At 52.1% G+C, this 19434-nt stretch carries 20 protein-coding genes and 1 tRNA gene; 19 read left to right on the forward strand and 2 right to left on the reverse strand.

Annotation, left to right across the window (positions count from 1 at the left end; genetic code table 11):
• The first annotated feature begins 55 nt into the window (after window positions 1-55).
• From LBW89_RS23535 to LBW89_RS23545, 3 genes are all read left to right on the forward strand, one after another.
• The gene (locus tag LBW89_RS23535) at window positions 56-289 is read left to right on the forward strand and encodes a DUF951 domain-containing protein (protein WP_213506400.1); all 234 of its coding nucleotides are present in this window, start codon (window positions 56-58) and stop codon (window positions 287-289) included.
• A 99-nt stretch (window positions 290-388) separates the two neighbouring features.
• A tRNA-Ser gene (locus tag LBW89_RS23540) sits at window positions 389-479 on the forward strand.
• Between the two features lie 100 nt (window positions 480-579).
• Complete coding sequence (locus LBW89_RS23545; RefSeq protein WP_225040584.1) at window positions 580-951, forward strand: YybH family protein; 372 nt, start codon at window positions 580-582, stop codon at window positions 949-951.
• A 306-nt stretch (window positions 952-1257) separates the two neighbouring features.
• Here the strand turns inward: LBW89_RS23545 and LBW89_RS23550 are convergent, their stop codons facing one another.
• Complete coding sequence (locus LBW89_RS23550; protein ID WP_213506404.1) at window positions 1258-1455, reverse strand: YjzC family protein; 198 nt, start codon at window positions 1453-1455, stop codon at window positions 1258-1260.
• Between the two features lie 129 nt (window positions 1456-1584).
• Between LBW89_RS23550 and LBW89_RS23555 the strand changes: the two genes are divergently transcribed.
• From LBW89_RS23555 to dnaB, 16 genes are all read left to right on the forward strand, one after another.
• On the forward strand, window positions 1585-3096 hold the full coding sequence (locus LBW89_RS23555; protein ID WP_225040586.1) for an RCC1 domain-containing protein: 1512 nt from the start codon (window positions 1585-1587) through the stop codon (window positions 3094-3096).
• Window positions 3097-3239: 143 nt separating this feature from the next.
• The gene (gene rpsF, locus LBW89_RS23560) at window positions 3240-3524 is read left to right on the forward strand and encodes a 30S ribosomal protein S6 (protein ID WP_148454100.1); all 285 of its coding nucleotides are present in this window, start codon (window positions 3240-3242) and stop codon (window positions 3522-3524) included.
• A gap of 42 nt (window positions 3525-3566) precedes the next feature.
• On the forward strand, window positions 3567-4049 hold the full coding sequence (gene ssb / locus LBW89_RS23565) for a single-stranded DNA-binding protein (RefSeq protein ID WP_148454098.1): 483 nt from the start codon (window positions 3567-3569) through the stop codon (window positions 4047-4049).
• Window positions 4050-4070: 21 nt separating this feature from the next.
• Window positions 4071-4340 (forward strand): 30S ribosomal protein S18, encoded by a 270-nt coding sequence (gene rpsR, locus LBW89_RS23570; protein ID WP_082207605.1) that lies wholly within the window; start codon window positions 4071-4073, stop codon window positions 4338-4340.
• 599 nt (window positions 4341-4939) lie between these two features.
• The gene (locus tag LBW89_RS23575; protein ID WP_148454096.1) at window positions 4940-6697 is read left to right on the forward strand and encodes an ABC transporter substrate-binding protein; all 1758 of its coding nucleotides are present in this window, start codon (window positions 4940-4942) and stop codon (window positions 6695-6697) included.
• A gap of 72 nt (window positions 6698-6769) precedes the next feature.
• Window positions 6770-7732: an ABC transporter permease gene (locus LBW89_RS23580; protein ID WP_225040588.1), complete on the forward strand. Its 963-nt coding sequence runs from the start codon at window positions 6770-6772 to the stop codon at window positions 7730-7732.
• Between the two features lie 11 nt (window positions 7733-7743).
• Window positions 7744-8667: an oligopeptide ABC transporter permease gene (gene opp4C, locus LBW89_RS23585; RefSeq protein ID WP_148454092.1), complete on the forward strand. Its 924-nt coding sequence runs from the start codon at window positions 7744-7746 to the stop codon at window positions 8665-8667.
• Between the two features lie 30 nt (window positions 8668-8697).
• Window positions 8698-9687, forward strand: coding sequence for an ABC transporter ATP-binding protein (locus LBW89_RS23590; RefSeq protein WP_148454089.1), 990 nt, complete (start codon window positions 8698-8700; stop codon window positions 9685-9687).
• Complete coding sequence (locus LBW89_RS23595; RefSeq protein ID WP_148454087.1) at window positions 9684-10649, forward strand: ABC transporter ATP-binding protein; 966 nt, start codon at window positions 9684-9686, stop codon at window positions 10647-10649. The genes LBW89_RS23590 and LBW89_RS23595 overlap by 4 nt, the downstream gene beginning before the upstream one ends.
• A gap of 253 nt (window positions 10650-10902) precedes the next feature.
• On the forward strand, window positions 10903-12000 hold the full coding sequence (locus tag LBW89_RS23600) for an LCP family protein (protein ID WP_373317703.1): 1098 nt from the start codon (window positions 10903-10905) through the stop codon (window positions 11998-12000).
• A gap of 162 nt (window positions 12001-12162) precedes the next feature.
• On the forward strand, window positions 12163-12591 hold the full coding sequence (locus LBW89_RS23605) for a CBS domain-containing protein (RefSeq protein WP_225040590.1): 429 nt from the start codon (window positions 12163-12165) through the stop codon (window positions 12589-12591).
• A 118-nt stretch (window positions 12592-12709) separates the two neighbouring features.
• Window positions 12710-13012, forward strand: coding sequence for a MazG-like family protein (locus tag LBW89_RS23610; RefSeq protein WP_211373313.1), 303 nt, complete (start codon window positions 12710-12712; stop codon window positions 13010-13012).
• 6 nt (window positions 13013-13018) lie between these two features.
• Window positions 13019-13939 (forward strand): DUF2232 domain-containing protein, encoded by a 921-nt coding sequence (locus LBW89_RS23615; protein ID WP_225040592.1) that lies wholly within the window; start codon window positions 13019-13021, stop codon window positions 13937-13939.
• Between the two features lie 11 nt (window positions 13940-13950).
• Window positions 13951-15951 carry a DHH family phosphoesterase gene (locus LBW89_RS23620; protein WP_148454077.1) on the forward strand — a complete coding sequence of 667 codons (2001 nt, stop codon included), beginning with the start codon at window positions 13951-13953 and terminating at the stop codon, window positions 15949-15951.
• Window positions 15948-16391, forward strand: a complete 444-nt coding sequence (rplI, locus tag LBW89_RS23625) for a 50S ribosomal protein L9 (RefSeq protein ID WP_148454075.1) — start codon at window positions 15948-15950, stop codon at window positions 16389-16391. Before LBW89_RS23620 ends, rplI begins: the two co-directional genes overlap by 4 nt.
• A 1-nt stretch (window position 16392) precedes the next feature.
• A complete protein-coding gene (gene dnaB / locus LBW89_RS23630; RefSeq protein ID WP_148454073.1) occupies window positions 16393-17754 on the forward strand; it encodes a replicative DNA helicase in 1362 nt (453 codons plus the stop codon).
• A 10-nt stretch (window positions 17755-17764) separates the two neighbouring features.
• Here dnaB and LBW89_RS23635 read toward each other — a convergent pair whose 3' ends face one another.
• Window positions 17765-19099: an APC family permease gene (locus tag LBW89_RS23635; protein WP_225040594.1), complete on the reverse strand. Its 1335-nt coding sequence runs from the start codon at window positions 19097-19099 to the stop codon at window positions 17765-17767.
• Between the last annotated feature and the right edge of the window lie 335 nt (window positions 19100-19434).

The raw sequence follows: 19434 nt of genomic DNA on the forward strand, positions 1-19434 counted from the left end.
TTGAAGGCAAAACGGGAAGAATGAAGGAAGTTAAAAAGACGGGAGGAGAGCGAGGATGGAGAGAAAGACCTTTCAGCTAGGCGATATCGTCCTTATGAAAAAAAATCATCCCTGCGGGAGCAATGAAATGGAAATCATCCGGATGGGGATGGATATACGGATCAAGTGTGTCGGATGCAAACATAGTGTGCTTATCCCTCGGGCCAAATTCGAAAAGAACATGCGTAAAGTTCTACGGTCGGCTGCTGCAAGTGAAGAGGGGGGTTCCGGAGGGGCGCAAGAGATTTAATGAGTAAATTCAAATAACGACCTAGAAAAAAATCACGCAAGCAAGGAAAAATAGTTGCAATTCATTGAAATTCATGTTACAATCAATCTTGCTTGCTGTGGAGAGGTACCCAAGAGGCCCAAGGGGGTTGACTCGAAATCAACTAGGCGTCGCAAGGCGTGCGTGGGTTCGAATCCCACCCTCTCCGCCATTATTTTTACAATAGTGAACTCGATCCTTCTACATATGTAGAAGGTTTTTCTTTATTCTTAGGACTCTAGGTTCGCCTGGGGCGGAAAGGAGCTCTACAGATGGATTATAAAGAGGCATTGAAGCGGTATATTGAAATGACTAACACGCATCACTTTGACAACGTCCAACCCCTTTTACATCCGGAAGCGGTTTATTGGTTTAGTGACAAGACCTGCCGGACCATGGAGGAGATTAGGGCGTATTTTGAAAATAGCTGGAACCTGATTAAGGATGAAGTATATAATGCTTCGGAGATTCAATGGTTAGCCGCCGACGAGAAGGTGGCCACTTGTATTTATACATATCAGTATGAAGGGTACTACAACGGGGAGTATGTGAAAGGAAGCGGAAGAGCCACCAATATCTTTGTTAAAGAAAACGACGGGGATTGGCGATTAATTCATGAGCATTTAAGTCGTGATCCTGCATAAATTGAACGGCAGAAGGGACCCTTTCGGGTCCCTTTTCTGGTTGACGGTGTGCTTAATGGAATTCTTCTCTCACAACCCAAGAAACGGTCGATCCTGCGCGTATGCAGCCCGGACTAAAGAAGAGGGGTCTTCACTAACCCGGGATCTAGGCTTCTACAATGATGTGAATAAGACTCCTGAAAAATGTTGCTCGCGGATACCTCCAACGGAACCACACCTCTCTTTGCATCACCGTCTGAGTGTATTATGTGCAGTGAGCCGGGTTCTATACATCAATTTTTTAAAAAGTGCGGCTGCGGCCAAAAGTCAGTGAACACGGGCCTTCTCGGCTTTTTTCCATTTGCGGTTTTTGTTTGTCGTGTCCGGGAACGTCTCGCCGCGCTCCATGGTGATCCGCTTCGGGTCATTGATTTGGGTATGGAAGCTGCGCGCCTCGCCGACCTCCACATAAACCCCGGGATTCGGCGCCTTGTCGCCCGGTTCAAATTCCGTACGTTCGCCCATTTTTCTGCTCCTCCTTTCCGTCCCAATTAGGGGAATCAAGCATATTGTTTGTAACGCCGACTTAATCATGTACCGATTCGGACCGATAATTATTTACAGACATAATCGAAGAGGAGAGGGTGAAGGAACGTGGGAAGTCGTTTAAGAGGATTAACCATACTGGTTGTCATGGCACTCATTTTTCCATTTATGCCTATATCGGTTCAGCCGGTTCAGGCTATTGGAGAAAAAATTGAAATTTTCACGCAGCGAAATGAAGATAACAGCGTCTTGGTTGAAGGATTGGCTGAAGCTTCGTCTGTGAAAGTCGAATTAAAGGACGAGGATGAACAACCTTTTTTCTCCTCTACGGTTCAGGTAAATAAGGAAGGGTATTATCAATTGAAGACGCCTCCCTTTAATGAAGAGGTGTTCAAGCCATCCAGGCACTCCAAATACAACTATGGCGTGGGCGTTTACGTGAGCGTGCCGGGAGGCGCCCAGGCGGCTACTACCTTGCCGGATTTCCGGGATCGTTATGAATCGCCAAGTCCCTACGAAAAGTATCGCGAGGGCTACCAGGAACCGAAACCGGTGAAGTTTGAACAATATGGCGTCGGAGCACAAGCTCCCATCGCCAAAGAACCAATCCAGTTAAAAGCCGTAGATTCACCGATATCCGTTGCCGCAAGCGAATCCCATACTTTGGCGCTTGGAAAGGATGGCAGGCTTTACGGATGGGGAAAAAATACGAGTCGGGAAATCAACGAGAGCGAAATGCCGGTGCTGCCGCCGACGCTGATTACAACCGACAAAACGATTAAGAAAATCGAGGCGGGGGAGAAGTTTTCCCTATATATTACAACGGACGGAGAGTTATACGGTTGGGGCGACTTGAATCATTTGGGCGTCAAAACCATTACCGGCAAACCGACCAAAATCACTTTGATCAGCGAGCCGATCGTCGATATGAACGCGTTTAATCGCGGAGTCGCACTCCTGACTAAATCGGGGAACGTGTATCAGTTGGGAGGGGTTGGCTGGGCCAATGATGAGGCTCGCGAATTCGTCCGCAATCATTTTAGACAGATCGTGATCAAGGATGCGGTTTCGGTATCCATGAGCAATATGAAAGGGTATGCGCTGAAGAAGGATGGAACTCTATGGAGCTGGAACAATTCAATCGTGGAAGGGCAGACGACCCAAGCGGAACAAATCGCCGGGTTCAAAGACATTCAAAAGTTCGACGCGGCGAATACGAATGATGAATATATCATTGCGATAGACAGCAAGGGCGACTTGTGGGGGTATGGGGACAACTCGGCGAGGCAGCTTGGACAGAAGGTTCCTTCCAAACTGGGAAAACCGACTAATATCACGAATATGGCGCTTAGATACAACAAGCAAACGGGCTGGAGCGCGGCTGGCAAGAAGCTGAATTACACAGCGGTTTCCTTGAACGTAAACGGCGTGTTGCTGCTGACCGAGAATCACGAAATGTTGACGTATAATACGTATCCACGTCTTGGTGACTTAAATAAAAACGTAAGCTACATAGAAAATACGAGTCGGAACATGTATTGGATCAGCGGCGGTAAATTGTGGGTGTGGGGAAATGGTAACGAATACGGCCAACAAGGAATTGGAGTCAAAGCGAAGTAGAACATTGAGGCATATAGCAGTATTATTTAGGTTCTTGCAGAGCGGGTTTCGATTTGATATACTACTATGGTGCGAGTTTAGACTCGTTCCTTGCTCCCAAATTTAACAGGTTGGGGGCCATAGTCCACAAGGAGGTGAACCAGATGCGCAAATATGAAGTGATGTACATTATTCGTCCTGACGTTGAACAAGAAGCTGTTCAAGCTACAGTCGAAAAATTCCAAGGCATCATCCAAAACGGCGGAGAAATTACGAAGCATGATGTAATGGGCAAACGCCGGCTTGCGTATGAGATTAACAAGATCCGTGACGGAATTTACGTGCTCGTAAATTTCACAGCTACTCCAGAGGTAGTTGCTGAGCTTGAGCGGATTCTGAAGATTTCCGACGAGGTTATCCGTTATCTCATTACTAAAGACGTTGCCTAATTGCAAGTTTCGTATTGAACAAGCCCGAAGGAGGGGATTGGATTGTTGAACCGTGTCATTCTGATCGGACGTCTTACCCGGGATCCGGAGCTGCGCTATACGCCATCGGGTGTGGCGGTCACCCAGTTCACGATTGCCGTGGACAGACCTTTTACATCGCAAGGCGGAGAGCGCGAGGCCGATTTCATTCCAGTCGTAACCTGGAGACAGCTTGCCGAAACCTGTGCCAATTACTTGCGCAAAGGACGGTTGACGGCTGTGGAAGGACGCATCCAAGTACGGAATTACGAGAATAACGAAGGTAAACGTGTTTACGTCACCGAAGTCATTGCCGATAATGTCCGTTTCTTGGAGTCGAACCGCGAGGGCGGATCGGGCGGCGGAGGACAGCGTGAGGAGTCTCCATTTGGAGGCGGTGGCGGCAATGCCGGACGCAGCAACAACTTCTCGCGGGACAATCAGAAGGATCCTTTCTCCGATGACGGGAAACCGATCGATATTTCGGATGACGATTTGCCATTTTAATTACGGAAAGGACTGAAAAGCATGAGCTTCAAGCAAAGAGAAGGCGGAGACGACAAGAGACCGGCTCGCCGCGGCGGCCGTAACAAACGTCGTAAAGTGTGCTACTTCACTGTGAACAAAATTACTCACATTGACTATAAAGATACCGAGCTGCTGAAGAAATTCATCAGTGAGCGCGGTAAAATTTTGCCTCGCCGTGTAACGGGTACGAGCGCAAAATACCAACGTCTGCTGACAGTAGCGATCAAACGCTCCCGTCAAATCGCATTGCTTCCGTACACAACGGAGTAATCGAACCAGACGCCAAGAACAGCCGGTTCCTTCGGGGATCGGCTGTTTTTTTGCGTTCCTTTATTGAAAACTGGAAACAAAAAAACTTAAAAATCGACATCATTCCAAGTTGATCCGAGGCGAATTAAGTAGAATCATGTTAGATTATACTATCATATGTCGAAAATTTATAACATAGTAGGTGATAAATAGTTACATTTCTGTGCTGTATAGCGCCTTAAAATATTAAATCCATCTTTTGACTCTGTAAAATTTGGCTAAAAAAATGCTTGACGTTAGATATATTCACATGTATTATGATCAATAATTCAAATACAGTTTTTCCTCTTTCTTCTAATGCATCGGCTTGCATATTAATTAACCGCAGGTTTATACCACGCCAATTATGTCATATCTTGATATAAATCAAATCAAACCGCTTCGCTTCTTTAATGAATCATAATGAGGATCACTTCATAGTACATATGGATAAACCGGTAATAGAGTCCTCACTCCATGCTGATTACACCCGTATCGGAAAATCGTTTACCAGCTAAAATTCTATCAGTAATAATTTTCACAAACTATAGATGAAATTATTCATGAGGAGGAGTAAACGTATGAGAAAGAAATCGTGGGGGTTATTGGTTCTATTGCTGGTATTTTCACTCGTGCTCGGAGCTTGCAGCGGCGGCGGAGGAGGCAACACCGCAACGACGACGCCGGGCAACGAGGAGGGGAACAAAACGGAGAGCAAAGGCGAGAATGCGACTCCTCCTGCGGAGGCGGCTCCGGAAGGCGTAATCGAAGCGGTCGATATGTCGTTAAATCCGCCGGCGGCAGTCAATCGTAAGGATACCTTGATTGTGGGGATGACCGACCCTAAAGGGGTGTTCAACCCGCTGTTTAGAGAAACCACTTATGACGCTTACGTCTGCTATGTGCTTTTTGACTCCTTTATCGAAGTAGCTGCCGACGGTACCTATACGAACAGTCTGGCGGAAAAAGTCGACGTATCGGAAGACGGCCTTAAATATACGTATCATTTGAAGCCTGGTGTAACGTTTACCGATGGCAAGCCGATGACCGTAAAAGACTACTATTTCACCCTCAAAACGCTGCTTGACGCGAGTTATGATGGTCAATCGGATCCAATGAGCTACAACATCGTCGGTGCCAAGGAGTATCACGAAGGTAAAGCCAAAGAAATTTCGGGCGTAAAAATTATCGACGATCATACAGTGGAAGTGTCCATCACGGAATTCTCCGCCCTGACGCCGGTAGAGCTTGGGAACATTTTCATCTTGCCGGAACACTATTACGGACCGAGCTATAAGCAGGGCAATCTCGACGGGGTAAAAGCACTGAACTCCAAGCCGCTTGGAAGCGGACAATATAAATTGACCAAGTACAGCCCGGGTCAGGAGGTCGTTTTTGAAGCCAACGAGAACTATTTCCGCGGAGCGCCCAAGGTCAAAAACGTTATCTTCAAGACGACGACGGAAACGACGAACCTGCCGATGCTGCAGCAGGGCGAAACCGATATGGATGAAGGGATCAGCGTATCGGAGGACAATGTCGAGGCCTTGAAAGAAATGGGCTTTGTTGATATCAACCTACTGCCGAACAACGGTTATGGATATATCGCATTTAACCACAAATTGAAGAAGTTCCAGGATGTCAAGGTTCGCCAGGCACTGGTGTACGGTTTGAACCGGAAGGAAATTGTAGCCGGGATCTACGGTCCGTATGCCGATGTCATCAACATTCCGGAGTCGACGGTATCATGGGCGCATACAAAGGAAAATATCGAAACCTATGATTTCGATTTGGAAAAGGCCAAACAGATGCTGGATGAGGCCGGTTGGAAAGTGGGAAGCAGCGGGATCCGCGAAAAAGACGGCGAGAAATTCAAAATCAATTTCTCGGCCACGGCGGATAATCCTGTGGTAGACGCTTTGCTGCCGATTATGACGCAAAACTATAAGGAACTGGGCATTGAAGTGGTGGCGGAAACTTTGGATTTCAACGCTATTATGGATAAGGCCAATACCGGGGATTTCGATATGTTCTTCGCCGCATGGGGATTGACGCCGGATCCGGACAACACGGTGTACATTACGAATGGGGCCCAGAACGACATCGGCTATTCCAACGCCAAAGTGGATGAATTGATGGCCAAGGGCAAGAAAACGCTCGATATCGAAGAACGCAAAAAAATCTATAAAGAAATGTATCAAGAAATGAACAAGGATGTTCCAGTCATTCTGCTATATCAAAGAAAGAATATGCTGGCGGTGAACGGACGCGTTGAGGGTTTCGACTTCTCCCCTTATAAATACTTCGCATACAGCTTGTATCAAGTAGAGATGCAGTAAGCCAATAAGCGAATGTACCCGGAAATCATGATTTCCGGGTACGCTCGCACTCTTTTACCAGGGGGAAAAGGTATGAAAACGTATATTGTCCGAAGACTCTTGCAAATGATCCCCACGTTGATCGGTATTTCTATTATTATCTACGCCATTTCCGCCTTGGTTCCGGGCGATTACATAACGGCGCTGAACAATCCGAACATGACGCAGGAGAGGGCGAACGAGTTGAGAGCCATCTATGGCTTGGACCAACCCGAATATCTAAGGTATTTTACCTGGGTCAAGAATATGATGCTCGGCAACATGGGGGAATCCTTCCAGCATAAAAAACCGGTGATGGAGGTCGTACAGGATTATGTATGGAACTCCTTTATTATCGCCTTCGCCACACTCGTTCTCAGTTGGACCATAGCCGTGTTTACGGGGGTCTTTTCTGCAAAATTTCAGTATTCTTTCTTTGACAAAGTTATTACGTTGATCGTCTTTATATGCATGTCATTGCCGTCATTTTTTATCGGACTTTTATTGATACGGATATTTGCGCTGATACTCGGGTGGTTTCCCGTCGGCGGAATGGTCACGGCCGGGTCGAAGGCCATGGGATGGGACCACATTATGGATGTGCTGCATCACAGTTTTCTCCCGATTCTGGTGCTTACGATGCTCAGCACCGGAAGCCTGACCCGTTATTTTCGTACCAGTATGCTCGAGGTGATTCGCCAGGATTATATCCGGACGGCACGGGCCAAGGGACTGAAGGAAAGAACGGTTATTTTCAAGCATGCCCTGCGCAATGCCATGATTCCGGCAATCACGCTGCTTGGCTTCGAGCTCCCCGGTTTGTTTGCCGGTGCCATGATAACGGAGCAAATTTTTGTCTGGCCGGGCATCGGCCATATCTATTTAAATGCGATTCATATGCGGGATTATCCTTTTATGCTGGGATTCACCATGTTCTTATCCGTGCTGACGCTCCTGGGGAACTTGCTCTCGGATGTGCTGTACGGGATGGCTGATCCGCGAATTCGCTTGAAGTAGGAGGAGAAGGTATGGCCACAGAAATCGCTACAATGAAGAAGAATACGGGTGGTCCGGCCATGACATCGGAATCGCCTTGGCGAATGGCGGTACGTCGGTTTAACCGAAACAAGCTGGCCTTGGGCGGGCTGATCATCCTAGTGTTGATGTTCCTGATTTGTTTTCTCGGCCCCTTCTTTTCACCGTATAACTTATATGACTATTCCCTGGTCGATAAGAATTTGCCTCCGTCTCCCAAGCATTGGTTCGGCACCGATAAGCTGGGCCGGGACATTCTGCTCCGCGTGATGCTGGCTGGCCGAATTTCGCTTCTGGTGGGGATTGTCGCCACCGTCATCACCGTGGTGATCGGCGGGACTTTGGGCGCCTTGGCCGGCTTTTACCGGAAGAGCGTCGACACGATCATTATGAGAATCGCCGATATCTTCCTGTCCCTGCCGACTCTGCCGATTTTGATCATCTTGGGCGCGGTGATGTCGGATTTAAAAGTATCTCCCGGCTCGCGCATCTATTTCCTAATGTTCATCATTGGAGCGTTAAGCTGGACGACATTAGCGCGGCTTGTCAGAGGTCAGATTTTGACGCTGCGGGAACAAGAATTTATGTTGGCCACCGAGGCGCTGGGACTGAAGGACCGCCGAAAAATTTTCCGCCATCTTCTCCCGAATACGGTGCCGATTATTATCGTAACGGCGACTTTGAGCGTGGCGAGTGCGATATTGTATGAATCGTCGATGAGCTTTTTGGGGCTCGGGGTTGTGCCGCCGACCCCATCCTGGGGCAATTTGATTGCGGACGCCAACAATTTAATTGACTTCCGGAAGCGCCCTTGGCTTTGGATTCCTCCGGGCATGTGTATTCTGATTACGACCGTGGCGATCAATCTCATCGGTGACGGGCTGCGGGACGCCCTGGATCCCAAAATGAAGAGATAACGTTCGGAACCCATAGAAGGAGATGCGATTATGGCTAAAGATCTTGTGCAATTCCGCAATCTGGAGACCCATTTTCACACTTCGGCAGGCGTTGTTAAGGCCGTCGATAAAATCAGCTTTTCTATCCGCGAGGGGGAAACGGTAGGAGTTGTAGGAGAATCGGGCTGTGGCAAGAGCGTGACCGCTATGTCGCTGATGCGATTGGTGGAAGGCCCGCATGGTGTCATCGCCGGTGGAGAAATCCTCTATGAGGGTAAAGACTTGCTTAAATTAAGCAAACGGGAAATGTCCCGGATCCGGGGGAAGGATATATCCATCATATTTCAGGAACCGATGACTTCACTGAACCCGGTACTGACGATCGGCGATCAGATTACGGAACCGTTGATGATGCATTTGCTGCTAAGCCGCAAGGAAGCCAGGCAGCGCGCGATCGAATTGATTGAGCTTGTCGGGATTCCGCGGGCCGAGCAGATCTATGAGGCCTATCCGCACGAGCTGAGCGGCGGAATGCGCCAGCGCATTATGATTGCCATCGCCTTAAGCTGCAATCCGAAGCTGTTGATAGCCGACGAACCTACAACGGCACTGGATGTGACGATTCAGGCGCAGATCCTTGATTTGATGCGGGAAATCAAACGGAAGCTGGGAACGGCCATTATGTTGATTACCCATGATCTTGGCGTGGTCGCGGAGATGGCCGACTACGTCATCGTGATGTATGCCGGGAAAATCATTGAAGAGGCGCCGGTACTGGAACTGTTCCAAAACCCACAGCATCCGTACACCAAAGGCCTTCTTCAAGCGAAGCCCGTTCTCGGGCAATCTCAGGAACGGCTCTACTCCATTCCCGGTCAGGTGCCCAATCCGATAGAGCTTGAGGACAATTGCCATTTCCATGACCGCTGCGAATTTTGCATGGACATATGCCGACAGCAGCAGCCGCCGTTTCGGGAGCATGGCGAGAAGTTACATAAAACCGCCTGCTGGCTGTACGAGGAAGTGGGGGTGGCGCGATGAGCGCATTAATTGAAGTGGAACGGTTAAAGAAGTATTTTCCGATTACCGGCGGGGTGTTTCACCGCACGGTCGGCTACGTGAAGGCGGTGGACGACGTCTCGTTTCATATCGAGCGGGGCGAGTCGTTCGGTCTGGTAGGGGAGTCGGGCTGCGGCAAGAGCACGATCGGCCGAACGCTGCTGCGGCTCAACGATAAGACGAGCGGGCGAGTAGTCTACCGGGGGAAGGAACTGTACGAATTGTCCAAAGAGGAGATGCGGCGGCTGCGGCCTAAACTGCAGATCGTCTTTCAAGACCCGTTCAGCTCGCTTAATCCGCGGATCAAAGTAGGCGAGGCGATCGGCGAAGCCTTGGTGGATCACGGATTGACCAATCGGGCGGAAGTGAAAAGAAAAGTGTTGGACACGATGGAAATTTGCGGGCTGTCCAGCTACCATTACGATCGCTATCCGCATGAGTTTTCCGGCGGACAACGGCAGCGCATCGGTATTGCCCGCGCGTTGATTATGAATCCGGATTTTATTGTCGCCGATGAACCGGTGTCGGCGCTTGATGTTTCCATACAGGCCCAGATTATCAATTTGTTGAGCGATTTAAGAAAAGAAAAGCAGATCACTTATCTTTTTATCTCGCACGATCTCAGTGTGGTGGAACACTTATGTAACCGGGTTGGCGTGATGTATCTCGGTTCTATGGTGGAGCTGGCCAATAAAGAAGAATTGTTCCGAAATCCGTTACATCCCTATACGAAGGCGTTAATGTCGGCCATACCGGTTCCCGATCCTACCGCCAGGAGAGAGCGCATCGTGCTTCAAGGCGATATTCCAAGTCCGGCGAATCCGCCCTCCGGCTGCAAGTTTCATACGCGGTGCCCCATTGCCCGGGATATTTGCAAACAGCAGGTTCCCGAGTACAGGGATGCGGGGAACCAACATTATGTGGCGTGTCATTTTGCTATATAATATAAGAACCGCCTTATCGTTAAATTTGGCAGATCAACCGCCCCTTTCATACGTGCCGATCAAGCAGATGAAGGCTCGCCTCCGACTCAGGAGGTGGGCCTTTTTGGCTGTAAAACCTATGGATACAAAGATGTAAACAGTAACATTGTTGTGCCGAAAAACGTCTATATGGTATAGTACGAAACGGTAGAGTAAATTCGAAAATAAGATTTTGCACTATATAGGAAATAAATGATTCTATTGGAGGCATATGATGAAACGAAGCGATAAAAGGGTAAAAGAAAAAAGGAGACTGGGAAGAAAGCAAAAGTGGCTTATTGCCTTAGCCGTTGTTGTCGTTTTGGGAGCGGGAGCGTATCTTTTCCGGAAGCCGCTGGCGGTCATGGCGTTTGACCTTTTCCTGTCCGGCCAAGTGGAGGAGAAGCTGGAGCGGTCTTACGCTCCGTTGGAAGGCGAGACACCCAAGCCTGTCGTGAAGGAACAGAAGATGGAACCGTTCAGCGCTCTGCTGCTCGGTGTGGATCAGCGGGGCAATGAGCCGGCCCGGTCGGATACCATGATATATGCCGTAGTACGTCCGGAAGAATCACGGGTTCTGCTGGTTTCGATTCCGCGCGATACTTATACGGAGATCGTCGGCAGGGATAAAGAAGATAAAATCAACCACGCATACGCGTTCGGCGGCGCGAAAATGGCCAAAGACACCGTGGAACATTTCCTGGGCAATCCTATCGATTATTATGCGGCCATCAACTTTGAGGGACTACGTCAGGTCGTAGACGAATTGGGCGGCGTCGAACTGCCGATTACCAAGGACATCGTCAACAAGCAAAAGGATCACGAGAAATTCACCATTAAAGCCAACAAGCCGTTGTACAACGGGCAGGAAGCCCTCAATTTCGTCCGTTACCGGGAGGACAGCGATTTTAACCGGACCCGAAGACATCAAGTATTCTTGAATGCCATCGCGAACCGCGTAATGAAGCTGGATCAGGTTTCCAAAGTTCCGGATCTGCTGAACCTGATGGGCGACAATTTTAAAACGGACATGATGCCGAGCCATATTATTGATCTGTCGAAGAAGATTTTGCTGGGCGACGCTCCTTCCATCCAAGGGTTTACAATCATGGGGGAAGGCTTCCGGAAGAATGGCGTATACTATGATGCGGTAAATGAAGAGGATCTCGAGTTTGCCAAAGAAATGATCCAGAACTGGAACGACCCCGAAACGGCGCCGGAACAGCTGATTATGCCGGATGCGCGGGAGAAGGCCAAGGATGCGGCCGCTGACTCCACTAAAACGTCCGGCGGGAAAAACTCGGAAAGCGGAAATAAGAAAACGAACGAATAATCTGATCCATTGGCAATAGCAATCATACATCTTATGAATATTCGGCAGTCCGGTTCCCGGCTGCCGATTTCTCAACCTTTCCTGGAACATTCGCCGGCCTGATCCGTACAAATTAAGGTGACCCGAAGGAAAGGTTATTATTTTGAGGAGGATACGATCCCAATGAATATCGCGTTTTTTTTACTGCCGAAGAATGATGTCGTTAGCGTTACGTTGGACTCCACCCTGCGGCAGACGCTGGAACGTATGGAGTTTCACCGGTATACGGCCGTGCCGATTCTGGGGCGGGATGGGGAGTATGTCGGCACCGTTACGGAGGGCGATCTGCTTTGGTTTATGAAAAATTCGGACGGCAAGGTCAATTTTGAGACCGCTTCAAAATTTCATTTACGGGACGTTCCCCTCAAGATGGATATCCGGCCGGTATCGATCAACGCCGATATGGAAGATTTGATCAACTTGGCCAAAGTGCAGAACTTCGTACCGGTGGTGGACGATATGGGCCGGTTTATCGGAATCGTCCGCCGGAGCCAAATTATCGAGTATTGCGAGAAATTTGTGACGCGCAACGTATCAGTACCGAAGGCCTAAACCAGGGAAACGAGGCTTGCTGCTAAAACTTGCTGTGTCCGTTTGCGTCCCTTGCCGGGCTTGCTTTATGCTATAATGATAAATAAAACTTTTTCGGGGAGGGTGGAAGCTGTCGGCCATGCAAAGGGAGATGGATGTAGCGAAGCGCGCTAAAGTGATTGAATGGCTAAAAACCGAGGTAGTCGATCACGTATCCCGTTTATTCAAAGCATTGTGGGAAGGCAGCACGACACGGATAACGGACAGTCTCGCCAGCCTGATTGTCAGCGGTTATATATTGGGACGCAGACTGGGAGTTTCTTATCGGGACCTGGATGAAGCCATCTTGGAGAAGTTGAGAAAACATAAACAGGAGGGGCACCAACTCGAGGACTGGTATCAGGATATATCTGCTTTGGAAGAACATATGCGTAAGAGGTGAACCTATTTGAAGCTGCGCTGGACATCCGTGGCCTGGAGCGTCGTGTATCTGCTGCTCCTGCTGTCACTGGCTACTCCGCTTACCGTCGTCACGGCCTTTTTTCTGATTGTGCCGGGCGTTCTGCTGTATACAACCTTATCATTCAAAACGTTCGCGCTGCATGTCGTTCCGGTTTGGCTCATCTGTACTTTGATCTTCGGACCGTTCATGCTGTTGCAGGCGATTTATTTTATCGTTCCCGCCATTGTTATGGGACATTTGTATAAGAAAAGGGCCTCGGCGGTCCGGACGATCCTGTCGGGTGCCGGGACGATTATGGGGATGTTTCTGCTGGTGCTGCTCATCAGCACCGTATTCTTTGACTTCAACCTGGCGACGTCCATTGAAGATATGATCAATACGGCGATGGCCCCGCTGCAAAATATGGCGGACAGCCCGCTCTCCGCGGGGGTCGCCTGGTCCCCGGAATTGAGCACGCAGCTGTCGAATTTAACGGTACGGTTGATTCCGTTCACGATGGTCGTATGCGCCCTGATCATTACGACGATCGCCCACGCGGTGGTTCGCCCGACCTTGGGGAGCATGGGGCATATCGTGCCGAAATTGCCGCTGATTCGCGACTGGCGGTTGCCCCGTTCGCTGATTTGGTATTATTTCGCGGCATTGCTGCTGCAAATGTTTGGCGGCGAAAGCGTGGCCCAGGGCTTTTTGGGGACGATTCTCCTGAATATAACGCCGCTCTTGCAGTTCTTGTTCATGATCCAATCCGCGAGTCTTTTCTTCTTTGCGGCATACCATCGAAAGTGGAATCCGGCGATTCCGGTGCTCCTGGTGGTGGCGATGGTGTTCTTTCCGCCGCTGCGTATTGTCGGGATTCTGGACATCGCTTTCCCGCTGCGTGAGATGCTTACAAGACCAAGACGATAGGGTGAGAAGGCATGCCTAGTTTACTGCAAAAGCGTTGGCACGGCTATCAGACCGTGTGGATGTTCATGCTCCAACTGCTGCTTGTCATATTCATCTCCTACTACAACTGGGTTCTCGGGCTGGTCAGCTTGTGTCTGGTAGGGGTGCTCGCTTACATGATGCTGCAAGCGGAACGGCGCTTTCGCAAGGATCTCGTCAAGTACGTCACGGATTTGACGTATCGGATCAAGCGGGTGGAAGGGGAAGCGGTCGGCCGCTTGCCTTTCGGGATTATCCTGTACAGCGACGATCGGGTTGTCGAATGGCATAATCGTTTTGTCGGCGGAATGTTCGGACGGGAAAGCGTGGTAGGCGTGCCTTTGACGGAACTGCTTCCGCCGCTGCCCCAGCCGCAGACAGCCAAGGAGAAAGAGAAGGACAAGAAGGAACACAAGGCGGGGAAGAACACGGTTGAGGTGATGGCCCACAATCGGTATTACGAATTGACGATCGACCATGACGAGCGGTTGATTTATGTCCACGACATGACGGAGCTCGCGATGCTGCGCGAACGCTATGAGAACGAGCGGGCCGCGCTCGGCATCGTGATGCTCGACAATCTGGACGAGGCCGCGCAGGGGATGGACGACCAGCAGCGCACCGCGCTGATCGCCCGGGTCGCGTCGGCGCTCACGGCGTGGGCGAAGCAGCACCGGATCTATCTGCGGCGGCTCTCCTCCGAGCGTTATCTGATGATGCTGAATCAGAGATCGCTAAACGAACTGGAGCAGAGCCGGTTCGTGATTTTGGACGAGGTCCGCGAGATGACCGCGGACCTGAAGGTGCCGATGACGCTGAGCATCGGCCTGGCCTTCGGCACCGAGCGCTTCAGCGAGCTGGGCGAACTCGCCCAGTCGAGCTTGGATATGGCGCTCGGGCGGGGGGGCGACCAGGCCGCGGTGAAGGCCGGTCAGCGGCTCTCCTTCTACGGCGGCAAGACCGGCGCCGTAGAGAAGCGGACGCGCGTCCGCGCCCGCGTCATCGCGCATGCGCTGCGCGATTTGATGCAGGAGAGCGACCGCGTCATCATCATGGGCCATCAGATGCCCGACCTTGACGTGATCGGCTCCTCCATCGGCGTGATGAAGGCCGCCGATATGTACAAGGTCGAGGCGCACATCGTGCTGGATGGCCCGAACCCCGGCATCGAGCGGCTCATGGAGCGCATCGATAAAGAGGAGGCGTTGGCGCGCCGGTTCATCTCGCCGGAGCAGGCGCTAAGCTTGATGACCCCGCACACGCTCCTGGTGGTCGTCGACACGCACAAAGCGTCGATGACGATGGAGCCGCGGCTCGTGGAAGCCGCTCGGCGGGTGGTGGTCGTCGATCACCACCGCCGCGGCGAGGAGTTTATCAACGACGCCGTGCTCGTCTACCTGGAGCCCTACGCCTCCTCGGCCGGGGAGCTCGTGACCGAGCTGCTGCAGTATATCCATGAGAAGGTGGAGCTCAGCCCGTTGGAGGCGACGACCATTCTGGCGGGGATTACGGTCGATACGAAGCATTTTGCGCTGCACACGGGGTCGCGGACGTTTGAAGCGGCGGCGTTTCTCCGCCGGATGGGCGCGGATACCGCAATGGTGCAGCGCCTGTTGAAGGAAGATCTGCAGGAATACATCGCCAAGGCCGATATTATCAAGCATGCCCGCATGATTCACGGGCATATCGCACTGGCGGTGGCGGAGCCGAACCGCAGAATTCCGCAGTTGCTGATCGCTCAGGTGGCGGATACGCTGCTGAATATGACGAACGTGCTAGCTTCGTTTGTCATTAGCGAACGGCCCGACGGCCTGATCGGCATCAGCGCCCGTTCGCTCGGGACGATGAACGTGCAGGTGGTCATGGAGCGGCTGGGCGGCGGCGGGCATTTGACGAATGCCGCCACACAGTTGGAAGGCACCCAGGAGGAAGCGGAGAAACGGCTGCTCGCCGTCCTGGATGAAATAGAGAAGGAAGAGGGGTTATTCGAATGAAGGTTATTTTTTTGCAGGATGTTAAGGGTCAAGGGAAAAAAGGGGAAATCAAGAACGTCTCGGAAGGTTACGCACAGAACTTCCTGATCCCGCGCGGGCTGGTTCGTCCGGCGACCGAGGGCAATGTGAAGACGCTGGAGCAGCAAACCGCGGCGGAAGTGAAACGCAAGGAGAAGGAAAAAGAAGAGGCGATCGAGCTCGGCAAAAAGCTGGAGGAAGTCACCGTGACGCTGAAGGCGAAGGCCGGTGAAGGCGGCCGTCTGTTCGGCGCCATCACGAGCAAGCAGGTAGCGGAGGCGCTGGAGAAGACCGGCATCAAGATCGACAAGCGGAAGATCGAAATGCATGAACCGATCCGTACGCTGGGGGTTACGCAGGTTCCGGTGAAGCTTCATCCTGAAGTGAAGTCGACGTTCAAGGTTCAGGTTACGGAGGAGTAACATGAGCGCCGAGCCATTTTTTGACCGGGTTCCCCCGCAAAACCTGGAAGCGGAGCAGGCGGTGCTCGGTGCGATTCTGCTTCAGTCCGAAGCGCTGATTACGGCGATGGAGCGGGTGCGCACCGAGGATTTCTACGACAAGCCCCATCAGCTGATCTTTGAAGCGATGGTGCAGCTCGGCGAGGAAGGGCAGCCGATCGATCTGGTGACCCTGACGGCCCGGCTGCAGGACAAGGGCGAGCTGGAGGAAATCGGCGGCGTCAGCTACCTGGCGAAGCTGGCTCATGCCGTGCCGACGGCGGCGAATGTCGACTACTACGCGCGGATCATCGAAGAGAAATCGATGCTCCGCCGCTTGATCCGTACGGCGACGCAAATCGTCAGCGACGGCTATACCGGGGGCGAGGATGTCTCCGGCATGCTGAGCGACGCCGAGCGGCGCATTCTTGAAATTTCAAACCGGCGGTCCGGCAGCGGCTTTATCGCGATCCGCGACGTGGTCATGGAAGTGTTCGAACGCGTCGAGCAATTGCACCAGAATCGCGGGAATACGACCGGTATTCCTTCCGGCTTCGTCGATTTGGACAAGATGACGGCTGGTTTTCAGCGGAACGATCTGATCATCGTGGCGGCCCGTCCTTCCGTAGGGAAAACCGCCTTTGCGCTCAATATCGCGCAGAATGTGGCGGTCCGCGCCAAGGAAACCGTCGCGATTTTCAGTCTGGAGATGTCCGCCGCCCAGCTGGTACAGCGGATGATCTGCGCCGAGGCGAACCTCGACGCCGGCATCATGCGGACGGGCGATTTCAAGAGCGATGAAGATTGGGCGAAGCTCACGATGGGCATCGCGGCGTTGTCGGAAGCCGAGATTTACATCGATGACACGCCGGGCGTAACGGTGGCCGATATCCGGGCGAAATGCCGGCGGCTGAAGAAAGAGAAGGGGCTTGGGATGATCCTGATCGATTACCTCCAGCTCATTCACGGGCGCGGCAAGCCGGGCGAGAACCGGCAGCAGGAGGTTTCGGAAATCTCCCGGACCCTGAAACAGATCGCGCGGGAGCTGGAAGTGCCGGTCATCGCGTTGTCCCAGCTTAGCCGGGGCGTCGAGCAGCGGCAGGACAAACGCCCGATGATGTCGGACCTTCGGGAATCCGGTTCGATCGAGCAGGATGCCGATATCGTCGCGTTTCTGTACCGGGACGATTACTATAACCAGGAGACGGAGAAGAAGAACATCATCGAGATCATTATCGCGAAACAGCGGAATGGTCCGGTCGGCACCGTCGAACTGGTCTTCTTAAAGAACTTCAACAAGTTCGCCAATTACGAGCGGGCGCATGCGGACGCATTTGCAGGCTGACGGGAGACCGTCAGCCTGTTTTTTTGCTTTTACGTTGCATCAGATAGTAGACAGGCAGTCCCAGCAGGGTGATGCCGATGCCGGTCAAAGAGCGGATCGGGTCGTTCAGGATGGTGCTGGCCAGGATATAGACGCCTCCCGCCATCCCGATCAACGGCGTCAGGGGGTAGAGGGGAACCCGGTATCTTCCGGGCCGGGGTGGCGTCTTTTTGCGCAAAAGGAACACGCCGAACACGCCCATCGTAAAGAAAATCCAGAGGACGAACACCAGCAGATCGGTCAGCGTGTTGAAGGTGCCGGAGAGGATGTAAATGACGGCCAATACGCTCTGCAGGAGCAACGCGTTCGCCGGCGTTTGGAACTTGGGATGGAGACGCGCGAGTGTCCGGGAGAAGGGCAGCTGCCCGTTGGCTCCCATGGACTGCGGTACCCGTGCCGCGGTCATTAAATACCCGTTGAGCGCCCCGAGCACGGAAACGATGATGCCCGCGGTGATAAAGGCGCCGCCGCCGTTTCCGAACAGGGCCTGCGCCGCGTCGGCGCCCGGCGTCGGGGAGCTGACGATGGCTTCATAGGGCAGGGAGCGATAGATCGCGACGTTGAACAGGACATAGACGGCGATGACGAATAAAACGCCTGCGGAGATGACCCGGGGTAACGTTTTGGCCGGGTTACCGATTTCGCCGGCCATATTGGTCACGCCGATCCAGCCGTCATAGGCCCAGAGGGTGCCCAGGATTGCCGCGCCAAATCCGGCTCCGGACGCCGCGGCGGCTGACGCCGGAATCCCGGCGAAGCCGGGGGCGGCGCCCGCCGCGAGGCCGAAACCTACAATGCCGATCACCGGAATCAGTTTGCCCGCGGTAGCGATCGTCTGGATGATTCCGCCGTTTTTGGTCGATAGTACGTTCATGAGCAGGATAAAGGCCAGGATGCCAATGGCCAGCCAGGTTTGCTGCCCGTCGCTCATCGGCAGGAAGTACCCGGAATACGTGGCGAAAGCAATGCACAGTGCCGCGACCGAGGCCGGATAGGAGATGATCGTCTGTACCCAACCCAGCAGGAAGCCGAAGACCCCGCCGTACAACTCTCCCAGGTAGGTGTAGAGCCCTCCCGATTTCGGGATGGCCGCGGCGATTTCGGCCACGGAGAGAGCCGCCGCCAGGGTGATGACGCCGCCCGCTGCCCAAGCCAGTATGCCCATCCCCGGGGTTCCCGCGTGGCCGAGGACAATCCCGGGCTTCAAAAAGATCCCCGATCCGATGATCATCCCTATGACAAGCGCCAGGGCTTCCATAAAAGTGACCGACTTTTTTAGCGTTCCGCGGCGGCTATTCGTTTCCATGGTTCATTTCCGTCCCTTCCGATTCTCTATTCAGGTTCAAGATCTTGTTGATGCGAAGGATCTGTTTTTGTCCTAGTATAATCGGTGTATTTGCAAAGGACTGTGAGAATGTGAACACCGACGAGGGTAGTATTTTTCAAAGCGGGCCGATTTATTTCTGACGTGTTCCTAACAACCGATAATTCCGAACGTTATTAACTTTTCATATTATAATCGTTCGCTTTTTAATTTGACTTTGAAAAAGGAGACTGGTAAACTGATAGTGCTGCTTTGACGCAGTAAATTAACTTGTTGTGTTAGCCGGTTCATATGAAAATTGTTCAAATACAGGTGCG

The sequence above is a fragment of the Paenibacillus sp. alder61 genome, assembly GCF_020179875.1.
Classification (GTDB): Bacteria; Bacillota; Bacilli; order Paenibacillales; family Paenibacillaceae; genus Fontibacillus; species Fontibacillus faecis.